This window comes from Bremerella cremea (assembly GCF_003335505.1).
Lineage (GTDB): Bacteria > Planctomycetota > Planctomycetia > Pirellulales > Pirellulaceae > Bremerella > Bremerella cremea_A.
This window is the reverse complement of record NZ_QPEX01000044.1, coordinates 153,158-176,500: the sequence shown is the minus strand read 5'-3', so window position 1 is coordinate 176,500 and position 23,343 is coordinate 153,158. Positions and strand designations below refer to the sequence as shown.

17 protein-coding genes are annotated in these 23,343 nt (G+C 53.7%); 12 read left to right on the top strand and 5 right to left on the bottom strand.

All coding sequences use genetic code 11. From position 1 onward, the window contains the following. The first annotated feature begins 104 nt into the window (after positions 1–104). From guaA to DTL42_RS20210, 3 genes are all read left to right on the top strand, one after another. Complete coding sequence (gene guaA, locus DTL42_RS20220; RefSeq protein ID WP_114371444.1) at positions 105–1,688, top strand: glutamine-hydrolyzing GMP synthase; 1,584 nt, start codon at positions 105–107, stop codon at positions 1,686–1,688. Between the two features lie 413 nt (positions 1,689–2,101). Next, the gene (gene ettA / locus DTL42_RS20215) at positions 2,102–3,772 is read left to right on the top strand and encodes an energy-dependent translational throttle protein EttA (protein WP_114371442.1); all 1,671 of its coding nucleotides are present in this window, start codon (positions 2,102–2,104) and stop codon (positions 3,770–3,772) included. A 103-nt stretch (positions 3,773–3,875) separates the two neighbouring features. After that, positions 3,876–4,064: a hypothetical protein gene (locus tag DTL42_RS20210; RefSeq protein WP_114371440.1), complete on the top strand. Its 189-nt coding sequence runs from the start codon at positions 3,876–3,878 to the stop codon at positions 4,062–4,064. Between the two features lie 134 nt (positions 4,065–4,198). Here the strand turns inward: DTL42_RS20210 and DTL42_RS20205 are convergent, their stop codons facing one another. Beyond that, the gene (locus DTL42_RS20205; RefSeq protein WP_114371438.1) at positions 4,199–4,450 is read right to left on the bottom strand and encodes a hypothetical protein; all 252 of its coding nucleotides are present in this window, start codon (positions 4,448–4,450) and stop codon (positions 4,199–4,201) included. 72 nt (positions 4,451–4,522) lie between these two features. Next, entirely contained in the window at positions 4,523–5,338 is an 816-nt protein-coding gene (proC, locus tag DTL42_RS20200; RefSeq protein WP_114371436.1) for a pyrroline-5-carboxylate reductase, read from the bottom strand. 172 nt (positions 5,339–5,510) lie between these two features. On the opposite strand from proC, the gene DTL42_RS20195 reads away from it, so the two are divergent. The 3 genes from DTL42_RS20195 to DTL42_RS20185 all read left to right on the top strand — a co-directional run bounded on the left by DTL42_RS20195 (position 5,511) and on the right by DTL42_RS20185 (position 8,459). Further along, the gene (locus tag DTL42_RS20195; RefSeq protein ID WP_114371434.1) at positions 5,511–5,906 is read left to right on the top strand and encodes a hypothetical protein; all 396 of its coding nucleotides are present in this window, start codon (positions 5,511–5,513) and stop codon (positions 5,904–5,906) included. A gap of 158 nt (positions 5,907–6,064) precedes the next feature. Beyond that, entirely contained in the window at positions 6,065–7,459 is a 1,395-nt protein-coding gene (locus tag DTL42_RS20190; protein ID WP_114371431.1) for a hypothetical protein, read from the top strand. Between the two features lie 154 nt (positions 7,460–7,613). Beyond that, positions 7,614–8,459: a hypothetical protein gene (locus DTL42_RS20185; RefSeq protein ID WP_114371428.1), complete on the top strand. Its 846-nt coding sequence runs from the start codon at positions 7,614–7,616 to the stop codon at positions 8,457–8,459. Positions 8,460–8,534: 75 nt separating this feature from the next. Here DTL42_RS20185 and DTL42_RS20180 read toward each other — a convergent pair whose 3' ends face one another. The 3 genes from DTL42_RS20180 to DTL42_RS20170 all read right to left on the bottom strand — a co-directional run bounded on the left by DTL42_RS20180 (position 8,535) and on the right by DTL42_RS20170 (position 10,734). Further along, a complete protein-coding gene (locus tag DTL42_RS20180) occupies positions 8,535–9,419 on the bottom strand; it encodes a hypothetical protein (protein WP_114371426.1) in 885 nt (294 codons plus the stop codon). Between the two features lie 75 nt (positions 9,420–9,494). Continuing rightward, the gene (locus tag DTL42_RS20175) at positions 9,495–10,112 is read right to left on the bottom strand and encodes a hypothetical protein (protein WP_114371423.1); all 618 of its coding nucleotides are present in this window, start codon (positions 10,110–10,112) and stop codon (positions 9,495–9,497) included. Between the two features lie 37 nt (positions 10,113–10,149). Then, positions 10,150–10,734: a hypothetical protein gene (locus DTL42_RS20170; protein WP_114371421.1), complete on the bottom strand. Its 585-nt coding sequence runs from the start codon at positions 10,732–10,734 to the stop codon at positions 10,150–10,152. A gap of 220 nt (positions 10,735–10,954) precedes the next feature. Between DTL42_RS20170 and guaB the strand changes: the two genes are divergently transcribed. From guaB to DTL42_RS20140, 6 genes are all read left to right on the top strand, one after another. Continuing rightward, the gene (gene guaB, locus DTL42_RS20165; protein WP_114371419.1) at positions 10,955–12,427 is read left to right on the top strand and encodes an IMP dehydrogenase; all 1,473 of its coding nucleotides are present in this window, start codon (positions 10,955–10,957) and stop codon (positions 12,425–12,427) included. Next, positions 12,366–13,754, top strand: coding sequence for a hypothetical protein (locus DTL42_RS20160; RefSeq protein ID WP_147274376.1), 1,389 nt, complete (start codon positions 12,366–12,368; stop codon positions 13,752–13,754). Before guaB ends, DTL42_RS20160 begins: the two co-directional genes overlap by 62 nt. Before the next feature lie 172 nt (positions 13,755–13,926). Then, positions 13,927–14,535: a heme-binding protein gene (locus DTL42_RS20155; RefSeq protein ID WP_158545489.1), complete on the top strand. Its 609-nt coding sequence runs from the start codon at positions 13,927–13,929 to the stop codon at positions 14,533–14,535. A 122-nt stretch (positions 14,536–14,657) separates the two neighbouring features. Then, positions 14,658–15,875, top strand: coding sequence for an FG-GAP repeat domain-containing protein (locus DTL42_RS20150; protein WP_114371412.1), 1,218 nt, complete (start codon positions 14,658–14,660; stop codon positions 15,873–15,875). 331 nt (positions 15,876–16,206) lie between these two features. Beyond that, complete coding sequence (locus DTL42_RS20145) at positions 16,207–17,694, top strand: hypothetical protein (protein ID WP_114371410.1); 1,488 nt, start codon at positions 16,207–16,209, stop codon at positions 17,692–17,694. A 393-nt stretch (positions 17,695–18,087) separates the two neighbouring features. Then, on the top strand, positions 18,088–23,049 hold the full coding sequence (locus tag DTL42_RS20140; RefSeq protein WP_114371407.1) for a GEVED domain-containing protein: 4,962 nt from the start codon (positions 18,088–18,090) through the stop codon (positions 23,047–23,049). Positions 23,050–23,343: the final 294 nt, after the last annotated feature.

Genomic DNA, 23,343 nt, shown 5'->3' with positions numbered 1-23,343 from the left:
AAGTAACGATATAATCGTTCGTTTCCACTTCCCGCCACTTTCCTAGGCGGGTTTTTTCATTTCCCGGCCCTGTCCAATCGGCCCAACGACCACGGACGGAAACCATGCAAGAAACCTCCTCGGTCAATTCCCCTGGCGCCACCGATATTTACTCGGAACGTGTTCTCGTTCTCGACTTCGGTTCGCAGTATGCCCAGTTGATTGCTCGCCGTGTTCGCGAGCAGAACGTCTACTGCGAGATCGTCCGTCACGACATCACCGCCGAGCGAATTGCGGAACTGGCTCCTCGTGGGATCATCCTATCTGGTGGCCCTTCCAGTGTTTACGAACCCGATGCACCCAAGTGCGACCCTGGCATCTTCGACCTGGACATTCCTGTCTTGGGCATTTGCTACGGCATGCAGTTGATGTGTGAGCGGTTTGGCGGGAACGTACGCAACGCTTCGGCCCGAGAATATGGGCATGCTCATATCAAGATCACCGATCCCACCGACCTGTTGGCCGGACTGCCGGACGAAACCGACGTTTGGATGAGTCACGGCGACCAAGTCGAGCAAATCAGCGGTCTATTCCGCCCGTTGGCTTCGACACGAACTTGCCCGGTAGCGGCCATGCGGCATGTCGAACGGAAGCAATTTGGTATCCAGTTCCACCCGGAAGTGACCCACACTCCGCTCGGCAGCCAGATTTTGCGGAACTTTGTGATCTCGGTTTGTGGTTGCGAGGGAACGTGGAAGCTGGGGGACTTTGCCCGAGAAACCATCGCCCGCATTCGCGAGGAAGTTGGAACTGCCCGCGTCATTTGCGGTTTGTCAGGCGGGGTCGATTCGTCGGTGGTCGCCGCACTGCTGTATCGGGCGATTGGTGATCAGCTTTCGTGCATTTTGGTCGACAACGGTTTGCTTCGAAAAGACGAGGAAGCGGCGGTTATTGCCGAGTTTTCGTCCCACTTTAAAACCGACCTGCACGTGGTGAATGCTCGGGAACGCTTCTTGAAGAAGCTGGAAGGCATTTCCGACCCACAGGAAAAACGGAAATGTATTGGCTATGAGTTCATCGAGTGCTTTAAAGAAGAAGCCTCGAAGATCGAAAACGCAAAGTACCTGGCCCAGGGGACGCTGTATCCTGATGTGATCGAGAGTGGCGCTGCCGTTGATGGCCCGGCTGCCGTCATTAAACTGCATCACAATGTGGGTGGCTTGCCGGCTGAATTAGGCTTTGACTTGGTCGAGCCGTTACGAGATCTGTTCAAAGACGAAGTTCGGAAGCTGGGAATTGAGTTGGGCTTGCCAGAAGATATCGTCTGGCGGCATCCGTTCCCCGGCCCTGGCTTAGCGGTTCGCTGTTTGGGCGAAGTGACTGAGGAAAAATTGGCCATCTTGCGAGAAGCAGACGCCATTGTCGTCAACGAGATCAAATCGGCCGGGCTCTACCGGCAAACCTCACAGACGTTTGCTGTGCTGCTGCCGGTACAAAGCGTTGGTGTGATGGGAGATGCCCGCACTTACGACAACGCGGTTTGTGTTCGCTGTGTCGATACGGATGACTTCATGACGGCGACCTGGAGTGATCTTCCTTACGAAGTACTGGCCCGCATCTCGACTCGGATCATCAACGAGGTGAAAGGGGTTAATCGTGTGTGCTACGACATCAGCACAAAACCCCCTGCAACGATTGAGTGGGAATAAAGAGAGATCCTTCGCTAGTAAGTCTTACTAGCAACGACCGGCAGAATCTGAGCGTGAGATCAGGCGCATAAAAAAAGCGTGGCTAGGGGGACTAGCCACGCTGTTGATCGGGAAGGTGCGATTTAAGTTTAAGCTCATGGCAGGGCGAGGAGGGGATGGTGATCCTCGGAGCTAAACCTAAACGTACCGATAAGATAAGAGATTAGTGAGGGTTGGTGTGTGCTTCCAACACTTCGGATCGTACCAGAGAATCGCCCGTTTGCAACTATAAAAAAAGGCTGTGGTGGAACATATTTTTCCGGCATGATTCGCTTTGAGGGGCTTTGATTTCCCTAGGTGGTGCTGGCATTAGATATGTTTATTTCAGCGCAAGGACTATTAACTTTCCCCTAAGAAGGGATTTGAATGTTTCTATGAGCAAGAAATACATCTTCCAGATGGAGCGGTTGACCAAAAAGATTGGACCTCGTGAGGTCTTAAAGGAGGTCTTCCTGGCGTTCTATCCCGGCGCAAAAATTGGCGTTCTTGGTCGAAATGGTGCGGGAAAAAGTACCCTGCTCAAGATCATGGCCGGAATGGATAAGGAATTTGACGGAGAAGCCCGCCTTAGCGATGGTTTTACGGTTGGCTATCTTTCCCAAGAGCCGCAACTCGACCCTGACAAAAATGTCTACGAAAATGTTGAGCAAGCGGTCGCCGAACGACGTGGCTTGCTTGACCGGTTCAACGAAATCAGCGGCAAGTTGGGCGAAGAGCTACCCGAAGAGGAGATGAATTCCCTCTACGAAGAGATGGCAACGCTTCAAGATAAGATCGAAGCGACCAACAGTTGGGAGCTCGAACGTGAGATCGAAATCGCCATGAGTGCGATGAACCTCCCTGAACCGGAGTCTGGCGTCACGAATCTCTCTGGGGGTGAACGCCGCCGCGTGGCTCTTTGCCAGTTGCTTCTTCGTAAGCCTGATCTCCTCCTGTTAGACGAACCGACGAACCACTTGGACGCCGAGTCGATTCTCTGGCTAGAGCATCACCTGGCCGCATACCCTGGCACCATTGTCGCCGTGACCCACGATCGATACTTCCTCGATAACGTGGCAGGTTGGATTTTGGAACTTGATCGCGGCAAGGGAATTCCATTCGAAGGAAACTACTCTTCCTGGCTCGAACAGAAGCAAAAGCGTCTGGCCATCGAAGAGAAGCAAAGCGAAGCCCGGCAGAAGACTTTACAGAGAGAACTGGAGTGGATTCGTTCGTCTGCCAAAGCGAAGCAGTCCAAAGGTAAGGCACGCGTGAATGCCTACGAGAAGCTAGTTGCTGAGCAATACGACGATCAGCCAGACGAATTTGAAATCCAGATTCCGCCAGGCAAGCGGCTTGGTGATCTGGTGATCGATGTTAAAAGTGTCAACAAAGCTTACGGCGAGCGCGTTTTGGTCGAGAACCTTAACTTCCGTCTGCCGCCCGGTGGTATCGTAGGCATCATTGGTCCCAATGGTGCCGGTAAGACAACGCTGTTCCGCATGCTAACCGGCCAGGAAACGCCAGACTCAGGCGAGATCGTGATCGGCGACACGGTGGAAATGGGCTACGTCGATCAATCACGTGATGCGCTCGATCCCGATAAGACCGTCTTTCAAGAGATCAGCGGCGGTCACGACATCCTGGAGCTAGGCAAGCGTACGGTCAACGCGCGTTCTTATGTTTCCCGTTTCAATTTCAAAGGCCCTGACCAGGAAAAGAAGGTCGGCGTCCTTTCTGGTGGGGAACGTAATCGCGTGCATTTGGCAACGCTTCTGCGAAAAGGTTCCAACGTACTGCTGTTGGACGAACCAACGAACGACTTAGACGTCGATACGTTGCGGGCCTTGGAAGAAGCGATTCTGAACTATGTCGGCTGCGTGGTGGTGACCAGTCACGATCGCTGGTTCCTTGATCGTATCGCGACCCATATTTTAGCCTTCGAAGGTGATGGCTACGTGCATTGGTGCGAGGGGAACTTCGATACCTACGAGCGAAATCGTAAGGAACGTATGGGTGGTAATGCCGACGAGCCACACCGTTTCAAGTACAAGAAGTTGAAGTGATAGCAGTTAGGTCCTTGACCACGCTGGCAAAACGCTTTTTACTAACAGTGATTCACGTCCCTGAATACGTTTCAGGTCATCAAGTTTCCAGGAGGTTTTTACCGTGTCTATCATTCGTGTGGGCTCCACCGAAAAGTACGCTAACGGATGGGAATCGGCTTTTGGCCCTGCCCCAGCTAAGAAGAAATCTGCAACGAAGAAGTCCACCAGCAAGGCAGCCACCAAGAAGGCAAGCACCACCGGCTCGTCCAAGAAGAAGGCCGCCAAGAAGAAGACTGCTGGTAAGAAGTAAGCGGTCGATAGCTTCCGGATAAACCCTTCAGAGCAACCTCCGAATGCTCTCTCAAAAAAATAAGGACCTGGCAACTTGCCAAGGTCCTTTTTTTGTTGTGAAAGTCAGGTCTCGTAGAAGAACGGCTAAGCAGGCTAAGACCAATTTTCAAAGTCTTGGCCACCGGCATCCAGGTCGTCCCCGGTGTGCCACTTTTCCATCGCTTTGAGGATCTCGTCTCGTTCCTCGCGATTCGTCCACAGCGATTCGCCTTGTTCCAGGCGAACTTCATAGCGACCTTCGCATTGGCAATCTTCCTCTCCACAAAAATGAGGAACAGCCGATAGCCATAAGATGCGATAGATCGGTACGTGTTTGTCGTCAATGATGCAAAAGAGCGAGCTCATGGGCGACTCCTTTTCAAGCAGGCAGTCTATTAACCATTTTCATTATATTACTGGCATCGGTGCTTTGGGCTGTTAATCTAGCCCTAATTCCCGAGACCGGGCAGCCGCTGCGGAGATTGCATCCATCACGGCTCCACGAAAACCAGCTTTTTCCAACGCATATACCCCAGCAATGGTAGTTCCGCCGGGGCTTGTCACTTTATCTTTCAGGGCTCCTGGATGCTCGCCGGTGGCGAGGACCATCTCTGCGGCCCCTTTGACGGTTTGAGCTGCCAGTTGCAGGGCGGCGTCCCGTGGCAGACCTTGGCGAACGCCTGCATCGCTCATCGCTTCGATCAGCATATAGATGAAAGCGGGCCCAGAGCCAGATAGCCCAGTAACGGCATCCAGCAGCTTTTCAGGGACTTGCAGCGCAATGCCGCTCGATTCGAGCAATTGCTGAGTTCGCTCGATATCTTCCGGGTCTACATCGTCCGATGCAGAATAACCGCAAGCCGCCACACCCACCAGACAAGGCGTGTTGGGCATCACCCGAATGATCCGCGTGGTGGGGAAAATTGCATTTAATTTCGATAACGTGATCCCTGCTGCGATCGAAACAAGCAAGCAGTCAGAAGGAATATCTGAAATGGACTCGGCGACTTTCTGCATCATTTGCGGCTTGACCGCAAGGATGACGATGTCGCTTTGGCCGATCACGGCTTGGTTGTCGTCGGTGGTCAGGCAACCGGGAATTGCCTTCTCAAACCGCTGTAGGGCTTCAGGATAGGGATCGGAAGCCAGGATCGCGCTGGCCTCGATCCCGCCTCGATCGACAAAGCCGCGAGCCATGGCCTGGGCCATTTGTCCAGCGCCGATGAATCCCACCTGAAGTGAACTGTTGGTCATGCTTACATCCTCGAATCGCGTTGGTGGAATGGACACTCTACGGAATATCGGTTTAGGCGACAATCGGCATGCTTCCCCTGCCCCCTCGAAAAGCGGGAAATTGGTCTAGACATGCGTGGGCGATGTTGCGACTATTCGCGCCAGCAAATTTCTACTGTAGGGAGTCGGAGAAATGAAACGCACAACTCAGATCATCGTTTGGACACTTGTTTGTCTGTTGGGGGCATCGCTACCGATGTCGGCCCAAGCCGAATGGTATAACCCATTAAGCTGGGGAAGTAGTCCGGCACCAGCCAAGAAATCGACTGGGCCAAGCACACTACAAAAGATCAACAACGGTACAAAGGACTTCTTCTACAAGTCCGCTGATTTTCTCAATCCGTTTGACGACGCGGAAGATGAGAAACCGACAAGGCGAACCACCTATCGTGGTGGTTATCACTCAGCAAGCAAGAAGAAGCAACAAGAGAGCAGTTCCTGGTTTGGCGGTTGGTTTTCAACCGAGCCAGAGCCTGCACCCCCGCAAACCGTGAGCGAATTTTTGGACCTGCCTCGTTCAAAGTTCTAGGATTCAAGCGGAAAAGCCAATTCCTGAGAGCCACTCTGACTCCCCATGCAGAGTGGCTTTTTTCGTTCTTGGGAGGGATCTCAGCGGGGCAGTCCCCGTGAAAACACGGGATTGGTGGGGCATAATAGAGATAGCCCCTTTTGTTGAAAGGTATTTGCATGTCTGATTCGCCGCTTAATCGCATTCCGTCCATTTCACAGCTCATGGAACTGCGTCCCTTGAAGGATCTGGCGCACAAGGTCTCTAGCAGTACCGTAGCTGCTGGGATCAAGTCGTATCTGGAACCGTATCAGAAGATGGCGATGGAGGTTGCTCCGGCCCTGCCCTACACTTCTCTGCAAGGCCTGGCCAGCGAGATCTCGAATTGGATCTTGGGTAAAAAGGGACTCGGCCGGCCTGAGGTGATCAATGCAACCGGTCAGGTGCTAGGCCGCCAGTTTCCGCTGGGCCCCTTGGCAGAAGAGATCATCGTGCAAGCCCACGCTAGGCGACACGACTACCACTTGGCCTCGGCGGAAAATGACTTTCGCCAAGGAATCGAGCAGCTGCTATGCGAAATGACCGGAGCGGAAGCGGCCATCATTTTTCAAGATCGAGAGGCTGCCAACTACTTGGTCACCCAGCATTTGGCCACTTGCGAGACCTACGTCCCACGTTCGCAGATGTCGGCTACGTTCGACGGAATCAACCTCCCACAACGTTTGGAAGAGTTGGGCGGGATCCACGAGATTGGGGCCAGCAACGAGATCGATTTCAGCCAGCTTCAGGCAGGAATTCAAGGGAAAGCCGCGCGACTCTTGTGGTTCGATCGAACCAATTTCGATGGGCCTGGAAGTGCGGTGATTCCGCCGACAACGCAAATGCTCGAAGCGTTGCGTGCCTCTCAGGCAGAGTGTTGGGTTGACCTGGGGATTGCTGGCCTGCTTCCGGAAGAAATGCATAAATCGCTTTCGCTGACGAGTGCCAGTCAGGCAATAGACTTGGGAGCCGATGTCGTCATGCTGAGCGGCGGCTTGTTAACCGGTGGCCCAAATTGTGGAATCGTGCTTGGGCGAAAAGAATCGATTGACCTCTTAAGGCAGATAACGCTCGCCCCGTATCTGCAAGCAAGCGAGGCAGCATTGGTCGAGCTCGAAGCTTGTCTCCGCATTCATCAATCGGGCCAGCGGGTCGATGATCGTTTGCCGCTGTTGTCGTTGCTTTCGACTTCGCTTGAAAACCTCGATCTGCGGGCCACCCGTCTGGCAGAACAACTGGCCGTATCGCCTTGGATAACAGAAGCGATCACTCGCGAAGCAGAGGTTCTATCACTCCCTGGTTGCGCGAAAATGGCAACCAGGCAAATTGTGTTGCAGCTTTCGGAAGAAGGCAAAATATCGGTTCCAGAGCACTTGAAGAGCTTCCCCGCTGTCGCTTGCTTCCGTTGTTGCAAAGAAGAGGTTGTGCTGGATATGCGGACAATCTTTCCCCGCCAAGACTCGGAAATTGTGGGGAAATTCTTGCCATGCGATCGCACTTGTGAGGGGAGTGTTGAGGAAAGTAACGAAAAATAGGGCGTTCAGGATGTTTGAATCAACCCACTTGGATGTCGTGTGCTCCATGATAAAGTAACCTAGGCAAGGTGAAGCTGGAGTGCTTCATTTGTCCAGGCGGCTTGCCACGTTCGCAAGTCGCTACGTTTGACACGCCACAAATTGGGAAAAGTCCATGCCTAGAGGAATCGCCCTCTTGCTGCTGCTTCTGTTGCCCTCGTGGGGAGCCGCGCAGGAACTATTGGTTCCTCCGGAGCACCACGAGTGGGCCAGCTTTCCAGAAGGATCGTGGAAGCAAATCAAGCAAGTTACGGAAACCTTCAAAGATGGCCAGTTGGTCTCGTCGATGACGACCACGCTGACGATTCGCTTGAAGGAAGTCGGGCACGACTTCATTGTGCTTGAACGAGAAGCGAAATCGGAGGTCAGTGGTCAAGTCTTCGAGAAGCCAACCCGCGAATTCCGCAGCGGCATCAATGGGCAGACCGGAACCCAGCGCGTACGCATCACACCTGGCGGCGAACAGAAGCTGTCGATCTTAGGGAAGTCGTACAAGTGTGAAGTCCGCCAAATGGAAGTCTTGGGCGAACCGACCAAAGTCAGCGGCAAAGTCTTCTACAATCCTGATACGCCCCCTTACATTCTGCGGCGAGAGTACGCCTTTACTCCATCTGGTGCCGATGCCCCAGACAAGCAAATGATTTCCGAGGTGATCGCACTCGATAAGCCTTACCCGGTATTAACTGAAATCAAAACGGTAGCGTTCATTGTGCAGAAGACCACGTCGTCGGAAGAAACAACCGAAACGGTCGAAGCGCAATCAACCGACGTGCCAGGCTTTGTCGTCGGAACTTGGATGACCGCTTACGACGCTGAAGGAAAGCTAAAATCGAAAACGACCGTTCAGCTTCTTAACTACGAGGTTGCCTCGGAAGTCATGCTCCCCGCTGCCGCGCCGAACAAGTCAGGCATCTTCCGCAACAAACGCCAGCAACGACGCGTGTTTGAAGACGGCACTTAATTCGCGACGGCGGCGTAGGGCCTTGCAGCTTGGCGCGAGATTGAGACGCGAGAACTCTGATTGGCCCTGCCTGGGTCATGGATCTTTGTTGTCGGGAGGGGAACGTAAGATTGTTTCTTGCGTTTCCGGTTTGTCGACTTCAACGTCCCATGATTTTAGCGTGAGATAAGCCGAATCACGCACGCCATAGTAGCGAACTTCGATGCCGTTATTGTCTGCGGGATGTCTCAGATAGCCCCAGCCTGGATCTTGCAAAAGCGTCTTGAGCCGAGCGATATTTTCGTCCGAGCGGAAGTAACGCAAGGCCCTCGCTCCTTCTTTACGCTCGTTATAGTTTTCCGACCGAAGGTACTTAATCGCCCGCTTCTCAAGCTGTTGGTCGACAGGGACATTCAGAAAGAGACCGAAATAGTTATCCCACTGCGTATTGGCTATGAGATTGCGGGGAACATGTAACTCGAAGGTGTGCAGGCGTTTGATAGCAGGAGGCGTTCGCTGTAGCGCTTGCTCGGCGGCATTCAGTACCGCTTCAGGTTCTCGCAACAGGGTGAAATCCGCCTTCATGACCTCCATCTTTCCTGGGGCAAGTTCGATCACCTTAGTTGCGTACGGTTCGTAATTGTAGATGAGCACCAACAAATCGCATGAACGGTCCTTCCAGTCTGCAAGTACCGCCGCAGGCCCAAGCAGTTCGGCTTGAAGCTTCTTGTGCGGTTCGTCGAGGTACAGGTCCTGCTTTAGATTTCGCACGATGGATATGTTCGTGTTATAGAACTCACGTCCATCTACTTGCTTCGCTTCGCCAATATGAACGAGCTTGGCGACAAGGACCAGATCGGCATTGATGACGGCGCTCTCGATGCTCTCGGCCTTAGCAACTAACGGCTGGCCGAGTGCCTGCTGCGCGGCAGCGTAGAAGATGCCCAGCACAATTAGCGATTTCCAGAAAGCGTCTCGCATAACAAACTCCTGAGGGGCATATTACCTCTCAAGAGTATAAACGCATCGAATCCCAAGCTGCGACTGAAAAGTCGGCTATTGGGACGAAGGAAGCGTTTCTGGGCGAGCGATCATCGGCGGGATAGTCGACACCGTTGGTTTTGCGGAATACGAGAAAGTTGTCCCTGCGGGGTGAGGTTTGTGGCGATTGGCTTCTTCTTGGAAGTCCACGTAGCCTTGCGGAGTGAAGAGGGTAAGTTCGCACCACTTGGACGGCGAGATCGCGATTTTGTTCAGCTGGCCATTCTCGGCAAGCATTCGTACTTGAAGCGTTTCGGTCGTGAAAATCTCGGTATCAGGATCGTTCTCACCCAGGGTTCTGCCTCGCACGAGATCGGCTTTAACCGCATAGCGTTTGTCGTCATGCTTGGTCGCGACAACGTTCAGTTTGAGCCCCATCTCGTGCATGCTTGGGTAGAACTGCGATTTCAGGCTGCCTCCTACGCGAATCTGGGCAGGCTGGCCAACTAAGGTTTGAAGCATCGGCTGAGCGAGAATCGTCGGATACTTGGCCCCAGCAGGCTGTTCGCACAACCGTATTTTGATGATGACTCCCTCACGCGGTTCTTCCCCGCCGGGTTGAGCTAGTGCCGTTGAGGTCAGCAAACTAAACAATAGCGGGAACGTAGCGAGTAGGCGATTGAATGCTGACATGCGAATATCCTTTGAGGAAAAGCGACTGCCTTAGAGGTTACCGGCGACGCTTAACTTGCCCGGAGCCGTATTGCTGGACGCTACTGGCGGACTTCAGCTCGTGCGAGGAAGGCTGGGGCTGATCCGGTTTAAGTGGTGTGAGCTGGGAAACCGTTTCGATTTTTAACGCGTACGATCGCGTGGCTGACACCTGAAGCGTCCGGCTCTCGCGATCTTTGAGGACCGTTTTGAAGTGGACGGTTTCGTTGTGAAAAATCTCGGATTCGGTTGCCGCTGGTAGGGGACGTTGTTGGCCCAGGGTGTATTGAGCCTCAAGCTGGAATTGACCATCTTTCCGCAGCTTAACAACTCCTTCGACCCGTGTGCCGATTAGGTAGAGCGAGTCATCGAACTTGGAAGGGATCTCGCCGCCAGATACGAACGCGAACGGGCGATTGGGGTAAGCGGAAATCGAAGGTGCGCTTACGCAAACGGGTTTCTGGCCTACATCGCGTTGCTCGAGAACACGAATCGTGAGGACGAACGGCTGTTGCGGTGGCTGCTCGGCAGGTGCCTCTTGATGGGAAACGAGTGTCAGGAGTGTGGCCAGCATCGCATTGAGCAGAAATCGAAGCGGCTTCATTTGTGTTTCCCGGATGAATATTGGCAGTATCCTTAGCCGCCGGGACCATACCAATTCGAGGGGGAAGCGGTCGAGAGAGGTTTTTTGGGAAGAATGTGCCCAGTTTGTCGGTTTTTCCTAAAGTCGCATGCGTTGCCCTCGGTGCATGCTTTGGCGCATAATACAGGGTTTCTCTACCCTGACTTGCCCAAATCCATTGCCGACGGGAGTTTGAATGTCTATGGAAGATCGCTTCGCCAAGGTCGCGATTACGTTTGATGACGTCTTGTTGAGCCCTCGCTTTAGCGACTTTGTGCCGGCGGACGTAACCACCAAGACACAACTAACGGCCAACATCACGCTGAACATACCGCTGCTCAGCTCGCCGATGGATACCGTCACCGAGTCAGAGATGGCGATCGCCTTGGCGAAAGAAGGCGGCCTGGGCATTATTCATAAGAATCTCTCTACCGAAGTTCAGACCGAAGAAGTCACCAAGGTGAAGCGGTCGGCCAACGGCATTATTGTCGATCCGGTCACCCTGCCCCCCTCTGCTCCGGTCAACGAAGCACGCCGTGTGATGGACCAGCATCACGTTTCTGGGGTGCCGATCATTGGGGATGATGGCAAGCTAGCTGGTATCATCACCCGCCGCGATTTACGGTTCTTAGAGTCGAATGAGCTTAGTATCAAAGAGGTTATGACGAAAGATAACCTCGTGACCGCAACTGGGACTGTAACGCTTGCGGAAGCTGAGCAAATTTTAACGGCTAAAAAGGTGGAGAAACTTTTACTGGTTGACGAAGATTACAAACTGACAGGTCTCATCACGATCAAAGACATTGACATGATGAACCGGTTCCCTCAAGCGTCCAAAGACTCGATGGGACGTTTAAGGGCAGGAGCCGCTGTCGGAGTGATGGATTTTGACCGAGTTCAAAGTCTCATCAACGCCGACGTGGACGTGTTGGTAGTGGATAGTGCCCACGGGCATTCCAAGAACGTCATCGAGACCGTTCGCGAGATCAAGAAAAACTGGAACATCGACGTGATCGCCGGCAACGTGGCGACTGCGGAAGGATGCGAAGACTTGATCAAAGCGGGCGCGGACGCGGTTAAGGTTGGCATCGGACCTGGTTCGATTTGCACAACCCGAGTCGTCTCCGGGGTTGGGGTTCCGCAGATTACGGCGATTCATGACACCAGTCAGGTCGCTTTGAAATATGGAATTCCAATTATCGCGGACGGCGGTGTTCGGTTCTCTGGAGACATTACCAAGGCAATCGCGGCTGGGGCGAGCGTTGTCATGATCGGCGGTTTGTTCGCTGGCGTGGCGGAAAGTCCTGGCGAGGTGATCCTGTACCAAGGTCGAACCTTTAAGGTTTACCGAGGCATGGGCAGCCTAGGAGCGATGGTCAAAGGCTCGAAAGAGCGGTACCGACAAGGCAGCGTCACCGATGGTGGCAAGCTCGTTCCCGAAGGGGTCGAAGGTCGGGTGCCGTTCAAAGGACATTTAAGTGCGTTCGTGTATCAACTTGTCGGCGGACTACGTGCTGGCATGGGATACTGCGGAACGAAAACTATCGAGGAACTTCGCAAGGACGCCACATTTATCCGAGTAACCTCGGCTAGTGTTAGGGAAAGCCATCCTCATGACATCGCTATCACTCAAGAGTCTCCTAACTACAGCCCGGAGACACACGACTCAGAATAGCGTCAAGCTTGTTGCCACCTTGGTGGTTCAAGGTGGCGTGGTTTTGGGAGGGCTGTTGCCGGTCGCGGAAGCGCAAACACCGCGCCCCCTCCCTACTTCGCAAATCAACGCGGCACCGCTCGAAAAGCCTTCTGCCGCGCCGCAAAGCCATTTGAAGTGGCGACCTTCTGCCAAGGTGCAGAATGCGGAGAAAACGGAGAAGTCTGTTTTGACTTCGGAAGTGAAGCCAGTTGCTCACTTGCAATTGACCTCCGCCGACGGCCAGGTCGTTCAGAACGCTTCGACCCTCCCCCCGGCTGACCCGTTCAACGATCCATTCAACGATCAACTTGAAAAATACACGGCTCAACAAGCCGAGCCGCCACGTAGCCGTTTCTCGCCACCGCAACAGCCTGCTGCCGAACCGCCAGCAGAAGTTCAGCCGATGGCTACCGAGCCCATGCTGCCTGCTCCCACGCAGCCAGCCCCGGCCGAGGCCGCTCCGATGCTGGATAAGCCGATGCAAAGCACGCCATCGCTAGATCCGCTGACACCTGCTCGCCCCTCGAACCCGCTGCCGCCACCGAGCTACGGAGCTACGCCACAAGGGCCGATGGGCAAAGGGGCCGATTGCGAGCAGACCTACAAAAAACGTAACTGCTGCGAAGAGTCGCAAAGCTGTATCGCGATTCGGGAAGAGCTAGGTCGCATCGATATTCGCAATATCTCGGTCGATATCTCTGCCCCGTTTGCTCCGGATGAAGAAGATCCCGCTATGGCTCGTTCGCAACAAGCTCAAGCGATGCAGGAATCGCCCATTCGTGAGTGGCATAACCTAGCTGGCGAAGTGGTTGCCGAGGGACGCATGCTCGACATTAGCGATCGCCGAGTCAGCATCGATACGGGAACCGAGATCAAGCGTATTCCGCTGAAATCATTGGCCAGCGACGAGAAGTGCTTTGTCGCCGCCTATTGGAATTTGCCGTACGAATGTGGCTGGACCGATCAACCTTTCCTGGGCCGTCATTGGGCTCCCCTGGAAGTCAATTGGACCGCCTCGGCTTTATGCCACAAGCCGTTGTACTTTGAAGAACGTGCCCTTGAACGCTACGGTCATACCACCGGACCTGTTTCCCAAGTGGTGCTTTCCGGAGCTCACTTCTTCGGCAGTGCGGCCTTGTTGCCTTACCAAATGGGCATCCATCCACCGACCGAATGTCGCTATGCGTTGGGCTACTACCGACCTGGCGACTGTGCCCCTTACTTGATTCCGCCGGTACCGCTGAGTGCCCGCGGGGCGGCCTATCAATCGGCCGCCATCTTGGGAGCCGTTTACTGGATCCCATAAACGCTTACTTCCTTACTGGGAGCGATTGGACCGGAAGGGCAGCTTGGTTAGCCAAGCTTGCCCTTCCAATGTTTCTTGACAATTGAAATGGCAATCGTCGTTACAATTGCTTCTATCTGCCGGTTTAATACGGAGGTATCCAGCGTCTTCCTCTCAATTAATGGAGTCCGCGATGAAAGTGATAGCAGCGATTTGTGCGGTGGGATTGCTCGTATTAGCCGGGGGAACTGGGATGGCGGCAGAGGGAGACAAGGAAGGTAAAGCGGATGCCCCCCTGCCCCAAGGCTGGCCGAAGCTAACCGACGTTGGAAAAATCGAGGTCAAAGCCTATCCCGCATACCGAACGGCTGTCGCCGAGGCTAAAGGAAGCTTTGAGAAAGCCGATACGATGCTCTTCTGGCAGCTTTTCGCGCACATCCAAGCGAACCGCGTTGAGATGACCGCGCCAGTGATTAACACCTACGATGACGAAGATGGGAAATCCGAAATCGAAATGGAGTTCGTCTATCGCCAACCCGACCAAGGCAAAGCCGGACCAGGCTTGGGCAAAGTGGTGGTCGAGAACCGTGAAGCGGAAGATTTTCTTACCTTGGGCTATCGAGGTGGGATGAACGAAAAGGCATTTCAGGCTGGTTTAGAAAAGCTGCGTGCTTGGCTGAAGGAACAGTCAACTTGGAAGGAAGCCGGTCAGCCACGACGGTTGGGCTATAATGGCCCCATGACCCCCGTTGAAAAACGCTATTGGGAAATTCAAATCCCCGTGGTCAAAGAGCAGCAATAGCCTGTAAGCCCTGCGAGTGCTCTCACTTACTTTCGCAAATGATTTGATGGCTTTGAAAATAGGCTGTCTATTGAAACTGTCGAAAGCGAAATTCGTGTGGCACCTTAGCGAGAGGCAGGCTTATGAAGATGGCGTTGCTAGCGAAAAGCGTTCTGCTTATCCTAACGGCTTCCCTAGCCCAGGCTGCCGATGGCTGGAAAGCTCATAAGATCGCCGACAATCTGCACGATCACCAGCGAATCGTAGCTCGTGATATAAACCGGGATGGCCTGGTAGATGTTGCCACGATTGCGACCGACCCGAATCAAGCCAGCTTGGTTCAGGTTTATCTGCACCCTGGCAAAGCGGTGGCAAAACGCCCATGGTTGGCTAATCTAGTCGGGGAAATGACAGCCCCAAGAGACTTGGTGATTGCTGATTTAGATGGCGATAACCAGCTGGACATCGTTACCAGTCATCAAAGCGATACCGAGCAACTGATGTTTCACCGTGCTGTGCCAGCGAAATGGGGCGATTCGAGATCGATTCATTGGGTCTCAGAAGTTATTGTCCGTGAGCAACCAGAGCTGGCCGGAGCACGACTGGCCGTAGGGCGAATGGATACGCTGCGAGGGGAAGATATCATCTGTGCTGGCACAGGAGCCAAGGCCTCGCTAGGTTGGCTACAGCGGCGAGGAATCGCATCGGGGGCCTATTACCTGGAAGGCTACCAGGCAATCGCACAGATCGAGCCAGATTCACCTATCTTCGCCCAAGATCTGAATCGAGATGGACTGACCGACTTGTTGTTTGTCCAAACAGGACTAGTGAGCCCAGGCATTCACGGACTGATTAACCCAGGCCCAGAGAGTGCTTCTCGCCCAGAAGCTTGGCGTCATACGCGGATCGGTGGCGAAAGTGATAGCATCAATACCCTGGCGTTTGGGGATATCGACCATGACAAGCTCCCCGATTTAGCCGCTGCCACCGCCTCAGGCTTTGTGCGGCTGATGGTTCAAGACCGCCAGCAGCCTCTCCATTGGAAGATCTCGGTCATTCCTCCGGCATACGACGCAAAACAAGGAACGTCGGTTGCAATCGGTGATTTTAGTGGAAATGGGTACAGCGACGTGATTCAAGGGGGGTGGCATCGCCATGGCGAGGCAACGTTGGTGTGCTATCGCCAGAAAGTGCAAGGTGAGAACCCAATTTGGGTTCTCCAGCCGATTGCCGTATTGCCCCAGGGAACTTTCGAGACGGTTCTTCCGTACGATCTAGATCGGGATGGTGATCTCGACCTGTTAACGTTGCAACTCGTCGATGGCGTTGGCAAGCTCGTGTGGTACGAAAACCCAAGTTAACGCGAGCCCGCATGGCTCAATTCTTCGAATCAATAAAGTAGGTTCCGAAAGTACGGTTTAGGAAAGCTGCGTTGGCAATAAGGCTTTGCAATGCCAATTTGCCCCGCTAGCGGCTTCTGGATTGTGTTAATTTGCAAAATATCTGCGGCTCGTTCTGAAAGTGCTGGTTCTTCTTACCTTTCCGTGCCGATTGGTTGTGTTGAAGGTATCGAAGATTCAACTTGAGTCACATTTAAGGCCTACCCAGTTGGGCGGCCTGCGATAACCAATTTACCAACCGTTGTCGACCACTGGGCCATCCAGTTGCCTTTCGATTGCGAAAGAGGAACCCATGAGAGCCACTACCTTGTGGACCGCCTTGACGTTGTCCACAGTGTTTTTTGCCGCACAGGCGAACGCTGAAAAGACAACCTATGCCAACCAAACCGGTCAGCGGACGATCGGACAAGAATCGTCCGCCGCCGGCCAATTTGCCAGCAACGACTGGCGAGTTGAACGGCAACAGGTTGAACAGCCAAGGCCGCAAATGCCCATGCAGCCTGGGCCAAATCCGTATGTCGCTATGGACCCATACGGTCAAATGATGATGCCCGGCATGGCCGGACCGTACGGCGTGATGCCGGCTGGATACGGCATGGCTGCCCCAGGGCAACCCATGATGGATCCCAATGTCATGCCAACCAGTCATATGGGCGCTTACGGCGGCTGTGCGACTTGCGGTGGGGCTGGCTGCCAAAGCTGCCTTGGAGGCCAAGGTGGTAACAACGGCGGTTGCCAAGCATGTGGCGGAGCCGGTTGCGGTGGCTGCTGCGGTTTGACAGGTGGCGGCGTTTACTGCGGTTTCTCTCGCGGTATTGGCAACGCTTGGGACCTGAGCAACTACGGTGGTCGTTGTGCTCCTCGGTACTTTGATGTTGCGGTGGACGCCACCTTCTTCATCTTCGAGCCAGGCAACAACAACACCGTGCTTACCTCGCGAGGTGCCGCGAATAACCCAGTGCTTGACACTCAGGATGTTGATTTCAACTACCAGGGTGGTACTCGTATGACGCTGCAACGTTCGGCTTTTGTCGGCAGCTACTTCGAGTTCAGCTACCTCGGCATGGGCAACTGGTCTTCCTTGAGCAGCGTGAGCGGAGCGGGTGACTTGTTCTCGCCATTCTCCCGCTTCGGTGTCGATCCGGTTGGTGGTTATGCGGAAACGGACAATGCCAACTTCCAATCGTTCGCTACCTCGAACAACTTCGACTCTTTCGAGTTGAACCTACGACGCTTCTTCACCTCGCCAAACTGCTGGTGGCAAGCTTCGTACTGGGTTGGTTTCCGATACGTTCGCGTCGCTGACGACTCGATCTATCTGACCGCTGGTAACACCGGTTCGATGATCTACACCGTCGACGCAACCAACGATATGTTCGGTGCCCAGCTCGGTTTGGATTCGACCTTGAAGCTGACCACTCGCTGGTCGCTGACCGCCTTTGGTGAAGCTGGTGTCTATGGTAATGCATCGACCCAGAAGTCGACCTTGGAATTTTCCGGCGGCGGCCCCGTGTTTGAACGGGCTACCCAACGTCGGGCCTCGTTGGTGGCTGAAGGTGGTTTCATGAGCACCTTCCGGCTTGCCCCGCGAGCTTCCCTGCGGGCTGGTTACCAAGTCGTTTACATTGACGGTGTCGCCCTTTCGAGTGACAACTTCAACTTCTCGACCGGTGGAGCCTCGCCGCTCGGGACTGCACTCGCCAATCGATCCGCAGTGATTAACGACAACGGCAACGCGATCTATCACGGTCCAACGGTTGGTTTCGAGTACACCTGGTAATCAGATCAACGCTCGAAAATAAGAAACTCTAATAGGGGGTGACCAAAAGTCACTCCCTATTTTTATGCGCATTCAGGACACGTAGAATAGCTGTGGCGATATAGACGGCCCCGCCGGGGGGTATTGATTTCGCTAAATTCTGGTGATTCGTGTAGAAAATCGGAACATCCTCAACTATTGTCAATCTAAGTATATTCCGTTGAGCTACCCAATTGGCGGGGCAAGGTCAAAGGTAGAGGTATGTCCTAGGCCCGAGTTTGGCCAGTGAGAATCCCTCCGCAAGTATTCAATCACGTTTATTGATAAAGCGTTCCGATTGGATCATCCGTCACCTTGCCTGCCTATTAAATCCATAACATCCACAGAGATTCGTCCTGCGTGAGGAGTCATTCCATGAAGCGTCGCGGCCTTAAACGCGCTAAAAGATACAATACGATTTCGTTGGGATACGGAATTGAACAACTGGAACAACGGCAACTTCTCGCGTGGACCCCAATTGGGCCTTTTAGTGCGACGAATGGTCAGGTCGAGAATATTGCTCCTGACGAAGACGTTGTTGGTGCTGCTCATGTTGTGCTTGCTCATCCTAGTGATGCTGACACGCTCTATGTTGGTGGTACGAATGGGGGGATTTGGAAGACCGAGAATGCCACGGCGACTCGTCCTGATTGGGTGCCGGTTGGTGACAACTTGCCGTCCCTGTCGATCGGTGCGATGACATTCGACACGGCGGACACAACCAACCAGACCGTTTATGCCGCAACGGGTCGCTTCAGCAGCTATGGTCGTATTGGCGGCGATCGAATAGGGATCGTACGGACCACCGATGGCGGAGCTTCTTGGGAGGTTGTGGACGGCGGAGGAGTTTTACAAGGAAAGAATATCTCAGCGATCGCTGTCAATGGTGACAATATCGTTGTCTCGGTTAACACGGCTGATACTTTTAGCACTCCGAACATCGGTATCTTCCGGAGCACAGACGGGGGAAATACCTTTCAGCAAGTTTCTGTAGGTGATGGTTCGTCGACGGGGCTGCCTTCTGGCGTTAGCTATGACCTGTTTGCTGATCCAACCAACCCGGACATCATCTACACAGCGATGGCTTTCTCGGACGCTACCGGGGGCGGGCAAGTTGGTGTTTATCGCACCACCAATGGAGGCGCCGCATGGACGAAGGTAAGCGATGCAACAATCGATGCCTTGATCGATAATGGGACAGACCAGCGTACGGGAACGAGCAACCTCGAGATCGCTGTTGGCCGCGCGAATAATGTCTATGTCTCAATTATCAATTCGGGACATGTCGTTGGGCTATTTCGCTCTGGAGATGGTGGCGCCAACTGGACTCAGATGGATACGCCTCAAACCAACGAGAATGGAACGCTCGTTGACCTGAATCCGAAAGGTGGAAAAGGCCCGAAGCCCGGCTCTCCCCCGGAAGAACTCGCTGGTGGGCAAGGTTCGATTCATTTTTCAATGGTCGCCGATCCTACGGATCCGAATATTGTTTACGTTGGTGGAGATCGACAACCACTAGAGTTTCAAAATCCGACCTCGATCGGGGCTACGGACTACACGGGGCGACTGTTTCGGGGAGACGCATCCCAGGCTTCGGGGAGTCAGTGGGTTCACTTGACGCATAGCAACACGCTCGGAGCAAGCGGTGGTGGAACGGCTTCCGGCAGTGCGCCTCATGCGGACTCTCGCGAGATGGTCTTTGACGCTGCGGGTAATATTATTGAGGCCGATGACGGCGGTATCTATCGGCGTACTCAACCGCGATCGAATCAAGGCGATTGGTTCAGCGTTAATGGAAACCTGCAGATCACCGAAGTCCATGACGTTGCCTACGATGCGGTATCAGGAATTGCCTACGTCGGCAATCAAGATACCGGAACGATGCAGCAAGTTGTGGGGCAATCCCTGTGGTACAGCATTACGACTGGAGATGGCGGCGACGTTATTGTTGACGATGTATCTCTTGCGGACCAAGGTCAATCGATCCTTTACTCAAGTTTCACCAACCTGGGGGGATTTGCCCGCCGCACCTACGATACCGCCGGGAACCTTGTGGGACTGGTTGCACCAGCGCTCACCCTAAATAGCGGAACGCCGTTTCAGGGTGTTTTTCGAACACCGATGGAACTCAATGTCGTGAACCCATTTCGGCTTGCAATTCAAGGGGCCAGCGGTTTCTATGAGTCACTAGATCAAGGTGATTCGATCGACGAAGTCACCGTCGCCGGAGCTTCCAGCGCCGCCAATGGTGACCTCAACCAAAACGCGATTGTCGCCGGTGGATATAGCGGCGGCGTGGCGAGCGAGAATGTTTTATGGGTTGGTTCCGACGACCGCGTGCTGTTCCGAGATGATGTTGGAACTCAACTGGTCGAAACGAATTCGCCTGGTCTTGGAACGATTCGCGACTTGGCTGTCGACACGGATGAATGGCGATCCGTTTTCGTGATTGACAGCACGGGCGTCGCCATGAGTGGCGATGCGGGAACCTCTTGGCAGGATATTACCGGTGACCTGCTAAATTACGCCTCATCGCTCTGGTCGGTCAGCTATGTGGCAGGATCTGTCATGGATGCGTTGGTCGTCGGTACTAATGCTGGCGTGTTTATGTCGTACGTCGATTCGTTAGGAACTTGGACCGAGCTATCGACGGGAATGCCCAACGCAATCGTCGATGATATGGAATACGACATCGCAACCGACTCTCTCGTTGCCGGTACTCTTGGACGCGGAGTCTGGATGCTGCCTAACGCTTCCGCTGTGATTCAAGGCATCGACGAAAACGATAATAACAATAACAACAACGGAAACGGGTCGAACTCGATTGTTGACGCGTGCGGCGTACCCTTGCCGGACGGAACTGTTTCGTTCAGTGGGGCGATTGGTGGAAACCTGTATGCCAGCAACCACGCAATTCTCGATGGTAGTCAGCCAGGGATGCAGGGGTACGATAACGTCGTCCTCGACTTCCTGCGGGGGAAAGGGACCGAGTCAGAAATTGCTAAGTCAAACTACTCGATCGCGGTGATCGGTAACGGCTTGTCCGACTGGAGTTTCTCAGACGGTGGTCATTCGGCTCCCGGCTACGAGCGAACTGATTTCTACAACATCAACTATATCACCACTTCCGTCTTCGATGAACTGATCAGCCACGACTTGGTGATCGTTCTTTCTGGCGAAGATGCAGTGACGGATGGATTGTCCTCGTCCGAAATGGCTTTATGGGCAACCGTGGAGACCGATCTGGCCGAGGCTGTTAACTCACGTGGACTGGATCTGTGGGTTGGAGCTTCCGGCGGCAACAGCAGCTACTACGACTTCCTCCCCACCGGCGTTCTTTCGACTTCCACTTTCTCGACGGAAGATCCGCTCGATGGTTATGAAGTCACTCTGGAAGGTAGCCTGCTGGGCATCACCGACGCGATGGTCGACTCCGCTCCGGCTGAAGGTTACTTCGACAACTTCGATAACGATCTGTTCGGTTTGGAATACCGCGAACTAGGCGAGATTACGGCAGTCGCGGGTCAGGCAATTGCCTTCTATAACGACGAACTGGTTGCCGCCAAGGACGTGCCTGGTGGAACATCGGTCGGCATGGATGGTTTGGCCTTCCAAGACCTCAATATGGACGGTGTTCAGGACGGCAACGAATTCGGCGTCGGAGGAGCTCGATTTTTCATAGACTACAACGGCGACGGTATCATAGGGCTGTGCGAGCCAACCGCAACTGCCGACGCGCTAGGACGATTCCACCTTCGTTCGGGCTACGCGGGCCATTTCCAGATTCTGCCGGTTCCTACCGCCGGAATCTATTTAACGTCGACCAATCCGGTGTACATCGACTTGGCTTCTGACGGAACGGCAACGCTTTCCGCTCCGCTGTCTTTTGGTGTGATCGTTGGTGCGGATACTGGCGGCAGTGGTGACGGCAGCACGCCGATTGCCCCAGGTGCCTATCTTGGTACCAATCCGATTAAGGATGATGGTGTCATCTTTAGTCATGGTATCCAGAAGGGAACCAACACGGTTACGATCATCTCGAGTGTGACCCACAGAAACACGGTGATGAATGCCTGGATCGATCTGAATAAAGACGGCGACTGGAATGATCCAGGCGAACGGATCTTTACGAACGTCGTTTTGCAGCCTGGGCAACACGATTACACGTTTAATATTCCCACTACGGTCTTCGATGACTCGATCTTACCACAACTGGCACGCTTGGCTGCCAGCGTGCGATTCCGCGTTGGACCTACTTTGGATGTAGGACCTGAAGCGAACGATAGCTTTGGGGAAATCGAGGACTACAAGGTCTACCTCTCGCAAGGTCCGGATGCAGGTTTGACCGCGAATAACGATGTCTTCGAGTATCAGGAAGACACCGACGGTCAGTTCTTCAACGTTCTGGCAAACGATAGCAGTTTCTACAATCGAGCTTTGTCGATCGTGCCTGGTAGCGTGACCAATATCAGCCCGGTTACCACTCCGCCACTGGATATTACCGTCTCTCCTGATGGGACTCGGATTCTATTCAATGCCGATGGTGTCGCTGATCTGACTGAGAACATTACCTTCCAGTACACCGTGCAAGATTCCGTAGGCAATACCCAAACGGCCACCGTAACGCTAGTCGCGCCGCTTGATCCAAACGAAGTGCCGACGGGTAATGGTTCGGGAACAACAGCGTCGTTGTTTGCCTTCCACAATGCCAATGGGCCGGTTGGTGATGTTGACAACGATGGTTCGCTGACTGGTTTAGACTTGGTCAAAATCATCAAGCAGATGCAAAAGACCGGTTCGATTGATTTACCAGAATGGTCGTACCAGTCTCCGAGCTTTTCGACCTACGTCGACGTCAACAGCGATGGTCGTTTCTCGTACCTCGACCTGTTGGCATTTGTTGATGCTTTGACGCACAGCAAGTGGGAAGCAGAAGGGCTGGAATTGGAGCCTGCGGCGGCAGTTGAAGTTTCTACGGTGGCTTCCAATACCGTTGTTGATGTGTTGGCCGCTCCTCAGATTGTCAATGTTGTGGCGCCGATCACTACCCAAGAGACCTTTTCGGCAGCCGTTGGGGTGACTCCTCTCTATGCGGGTTGGCAGGCAGCCACCAGCAAGCCGAGCATATCTTCGTTGGAAAATGGCAACCAGGCCGAGTCGAGCTTGGTCGTTGATGAAGCGTTCAGCGATGCTGGCCTTGGTTATGTCGATGACCAGCAGGAAGATTTGCTTCTGGCGGTAGATACCGGCTCTGATGAATTCGCAGCCGAGTCGAGTCGTGTCGAAGATGAGATCTTCGGCGACGAACAATGGGACGAAGAACTCCTGGCGTTCTAGTTAGCCTGTGCAAAACACCCAATTTGAAAAAAGAAAAGCCTCCCCCATACTGGGAGGCTTTTTTTGTTTAAATTGCGCGAAAATTGCTTGGTGAATTCTTGATCGCTAGATGATAAGTTGGTCGGCAAAAGGTCCTGCAATATTTAGAGCGAATGGCCAGATTCTAGGGGAAATACGGGAACTAGCAGACAGTTAGACGCGTCAGAACATCGACAAGTACCGCTGTTAGGTCAGCTAAACAGATAGCTTGTAGAATTTGAATGCCCTGTAACCTCAATGATAGACGCTGTTTAG

What these genes read in the sequence shown, in the direction of transcription:
- DTL42_RS20140 (WP_114371407.1), top strand. Translation starts at nt 18,088, where the DNA reads ATGAAGCGTCGCGGCCTTAAACGCGCTAAAAGATACAATACGATTTCG.
- DTL42_RS20150 (WP_114371412.1), top strand. Translation starts at nt 14,658, where the DNA reads ATGAAGATGGCGTTGCTAGCGAAAAGCGTTCTGCTTATCCTAACGGCT.
- DTL42_RS20180 (WP_114371426.1), bottom strand. Translation starts at nt 9,419, where the DNA reads ATGCGAGACGCTTTCTGGAAATCGCTAATTGTGCTGGGCATCTTCTAC.
- ettA (WP_114371442.1), top strand. Translation starts at nt 2,102, where the DNA reads ATGAGCAAGAAATACATCTTCCAGATGGAGCGGTTGACCAAAAAGATT.
- guaB (WP_114371419.1), top strand. Translation starts at nt 10,955, where the DNA reads ATGGAAGATCGCTTCGCCAAGGTCGCGATTACGTTTGATGACGTCTTG.
- DTL42_RS20205 (WP_114371438.1), bottom strand. Translation starts at nt 4,450, where the DNA reads ATGAGCTCGCTCTTTTGCATCATTGACGACAAACACGTACCGATCTAT.
- DTL42_RS20170 (WP_114371421.1), bottom strand. Translation starts at nt 10,734, where the DNA reads ATGAAGCCGCTTCGATTTCTGCTCAATGCGATGCTGGCCACACTCCTG.
- DTL42_RS20185 (WP_114371428.1), top strand. Translation starts at nt 7,614, where the DNA reads ATGCCTAGAGGAATCGCCCTCTTGCTGCTGCTTCTGTTGCCCTCGTGG.
- DTL42_RS20145 (WP_114371410.1), top strand. Translation starts at nt 16,207, where the DNA reads ATGAGAGCCACTACCTTGTGGACCGCCTTGACGTTGTCCACAGTGTTT.
- DTL42_RS20175 (WP_114371423.1), bottom strand. Translation starts at nt 10,112, where the DNA reads ATGTCAGCATTCAATCGCCTACTCGCTACGTTCCCGCTATTGTTTAGT.
- guaA (WP_114371444.1), top strand. Translation starts at nt 105, where the DNA reads ATGCAAGAAACCTCCTCGGTCAATTCCCCTGGCGCCACCGATATTTAC.
- DTL42_RS20160 (WP_147274376.1), top strand. Translation starts at nt 12,366, where the DNA reads ATGACATCGCTATCACTCAAGAGTCTCCTAACTACAGCCCGGAGACAC.
- proC (WP_114371436.1), bottom strand. Translation starts at nt 5,338, where the DNA reads ATGACCAACAGTTCACTTCAGGTGGGATTCATCGGCGCTGGACAAATG.
- DTL42_RS20190 (WP_114371431.1), top strand. Translation starts at nt 6,065, where the DNA reads ATGTCTGATTCGCCGCTTAATCGCATTCCGTCCATTTCACAGCTCATG.
- DTL42_RS20195 (WP_114371434.1), top strand. Translation starts at nt 5,511, where the DNA reads ATGAAACGCACAACTCAGATCATCGTTTGGACACTTGTTTGTCTGTTG.
- DTL42_RS20155 (WP_158545489.1), top strand. Translation starts at nt 13,927, where the DNA reads ATGAAAGTGATAGCAGCGATTTGTGCGGTGGGATTGCTCGTATTAGCC.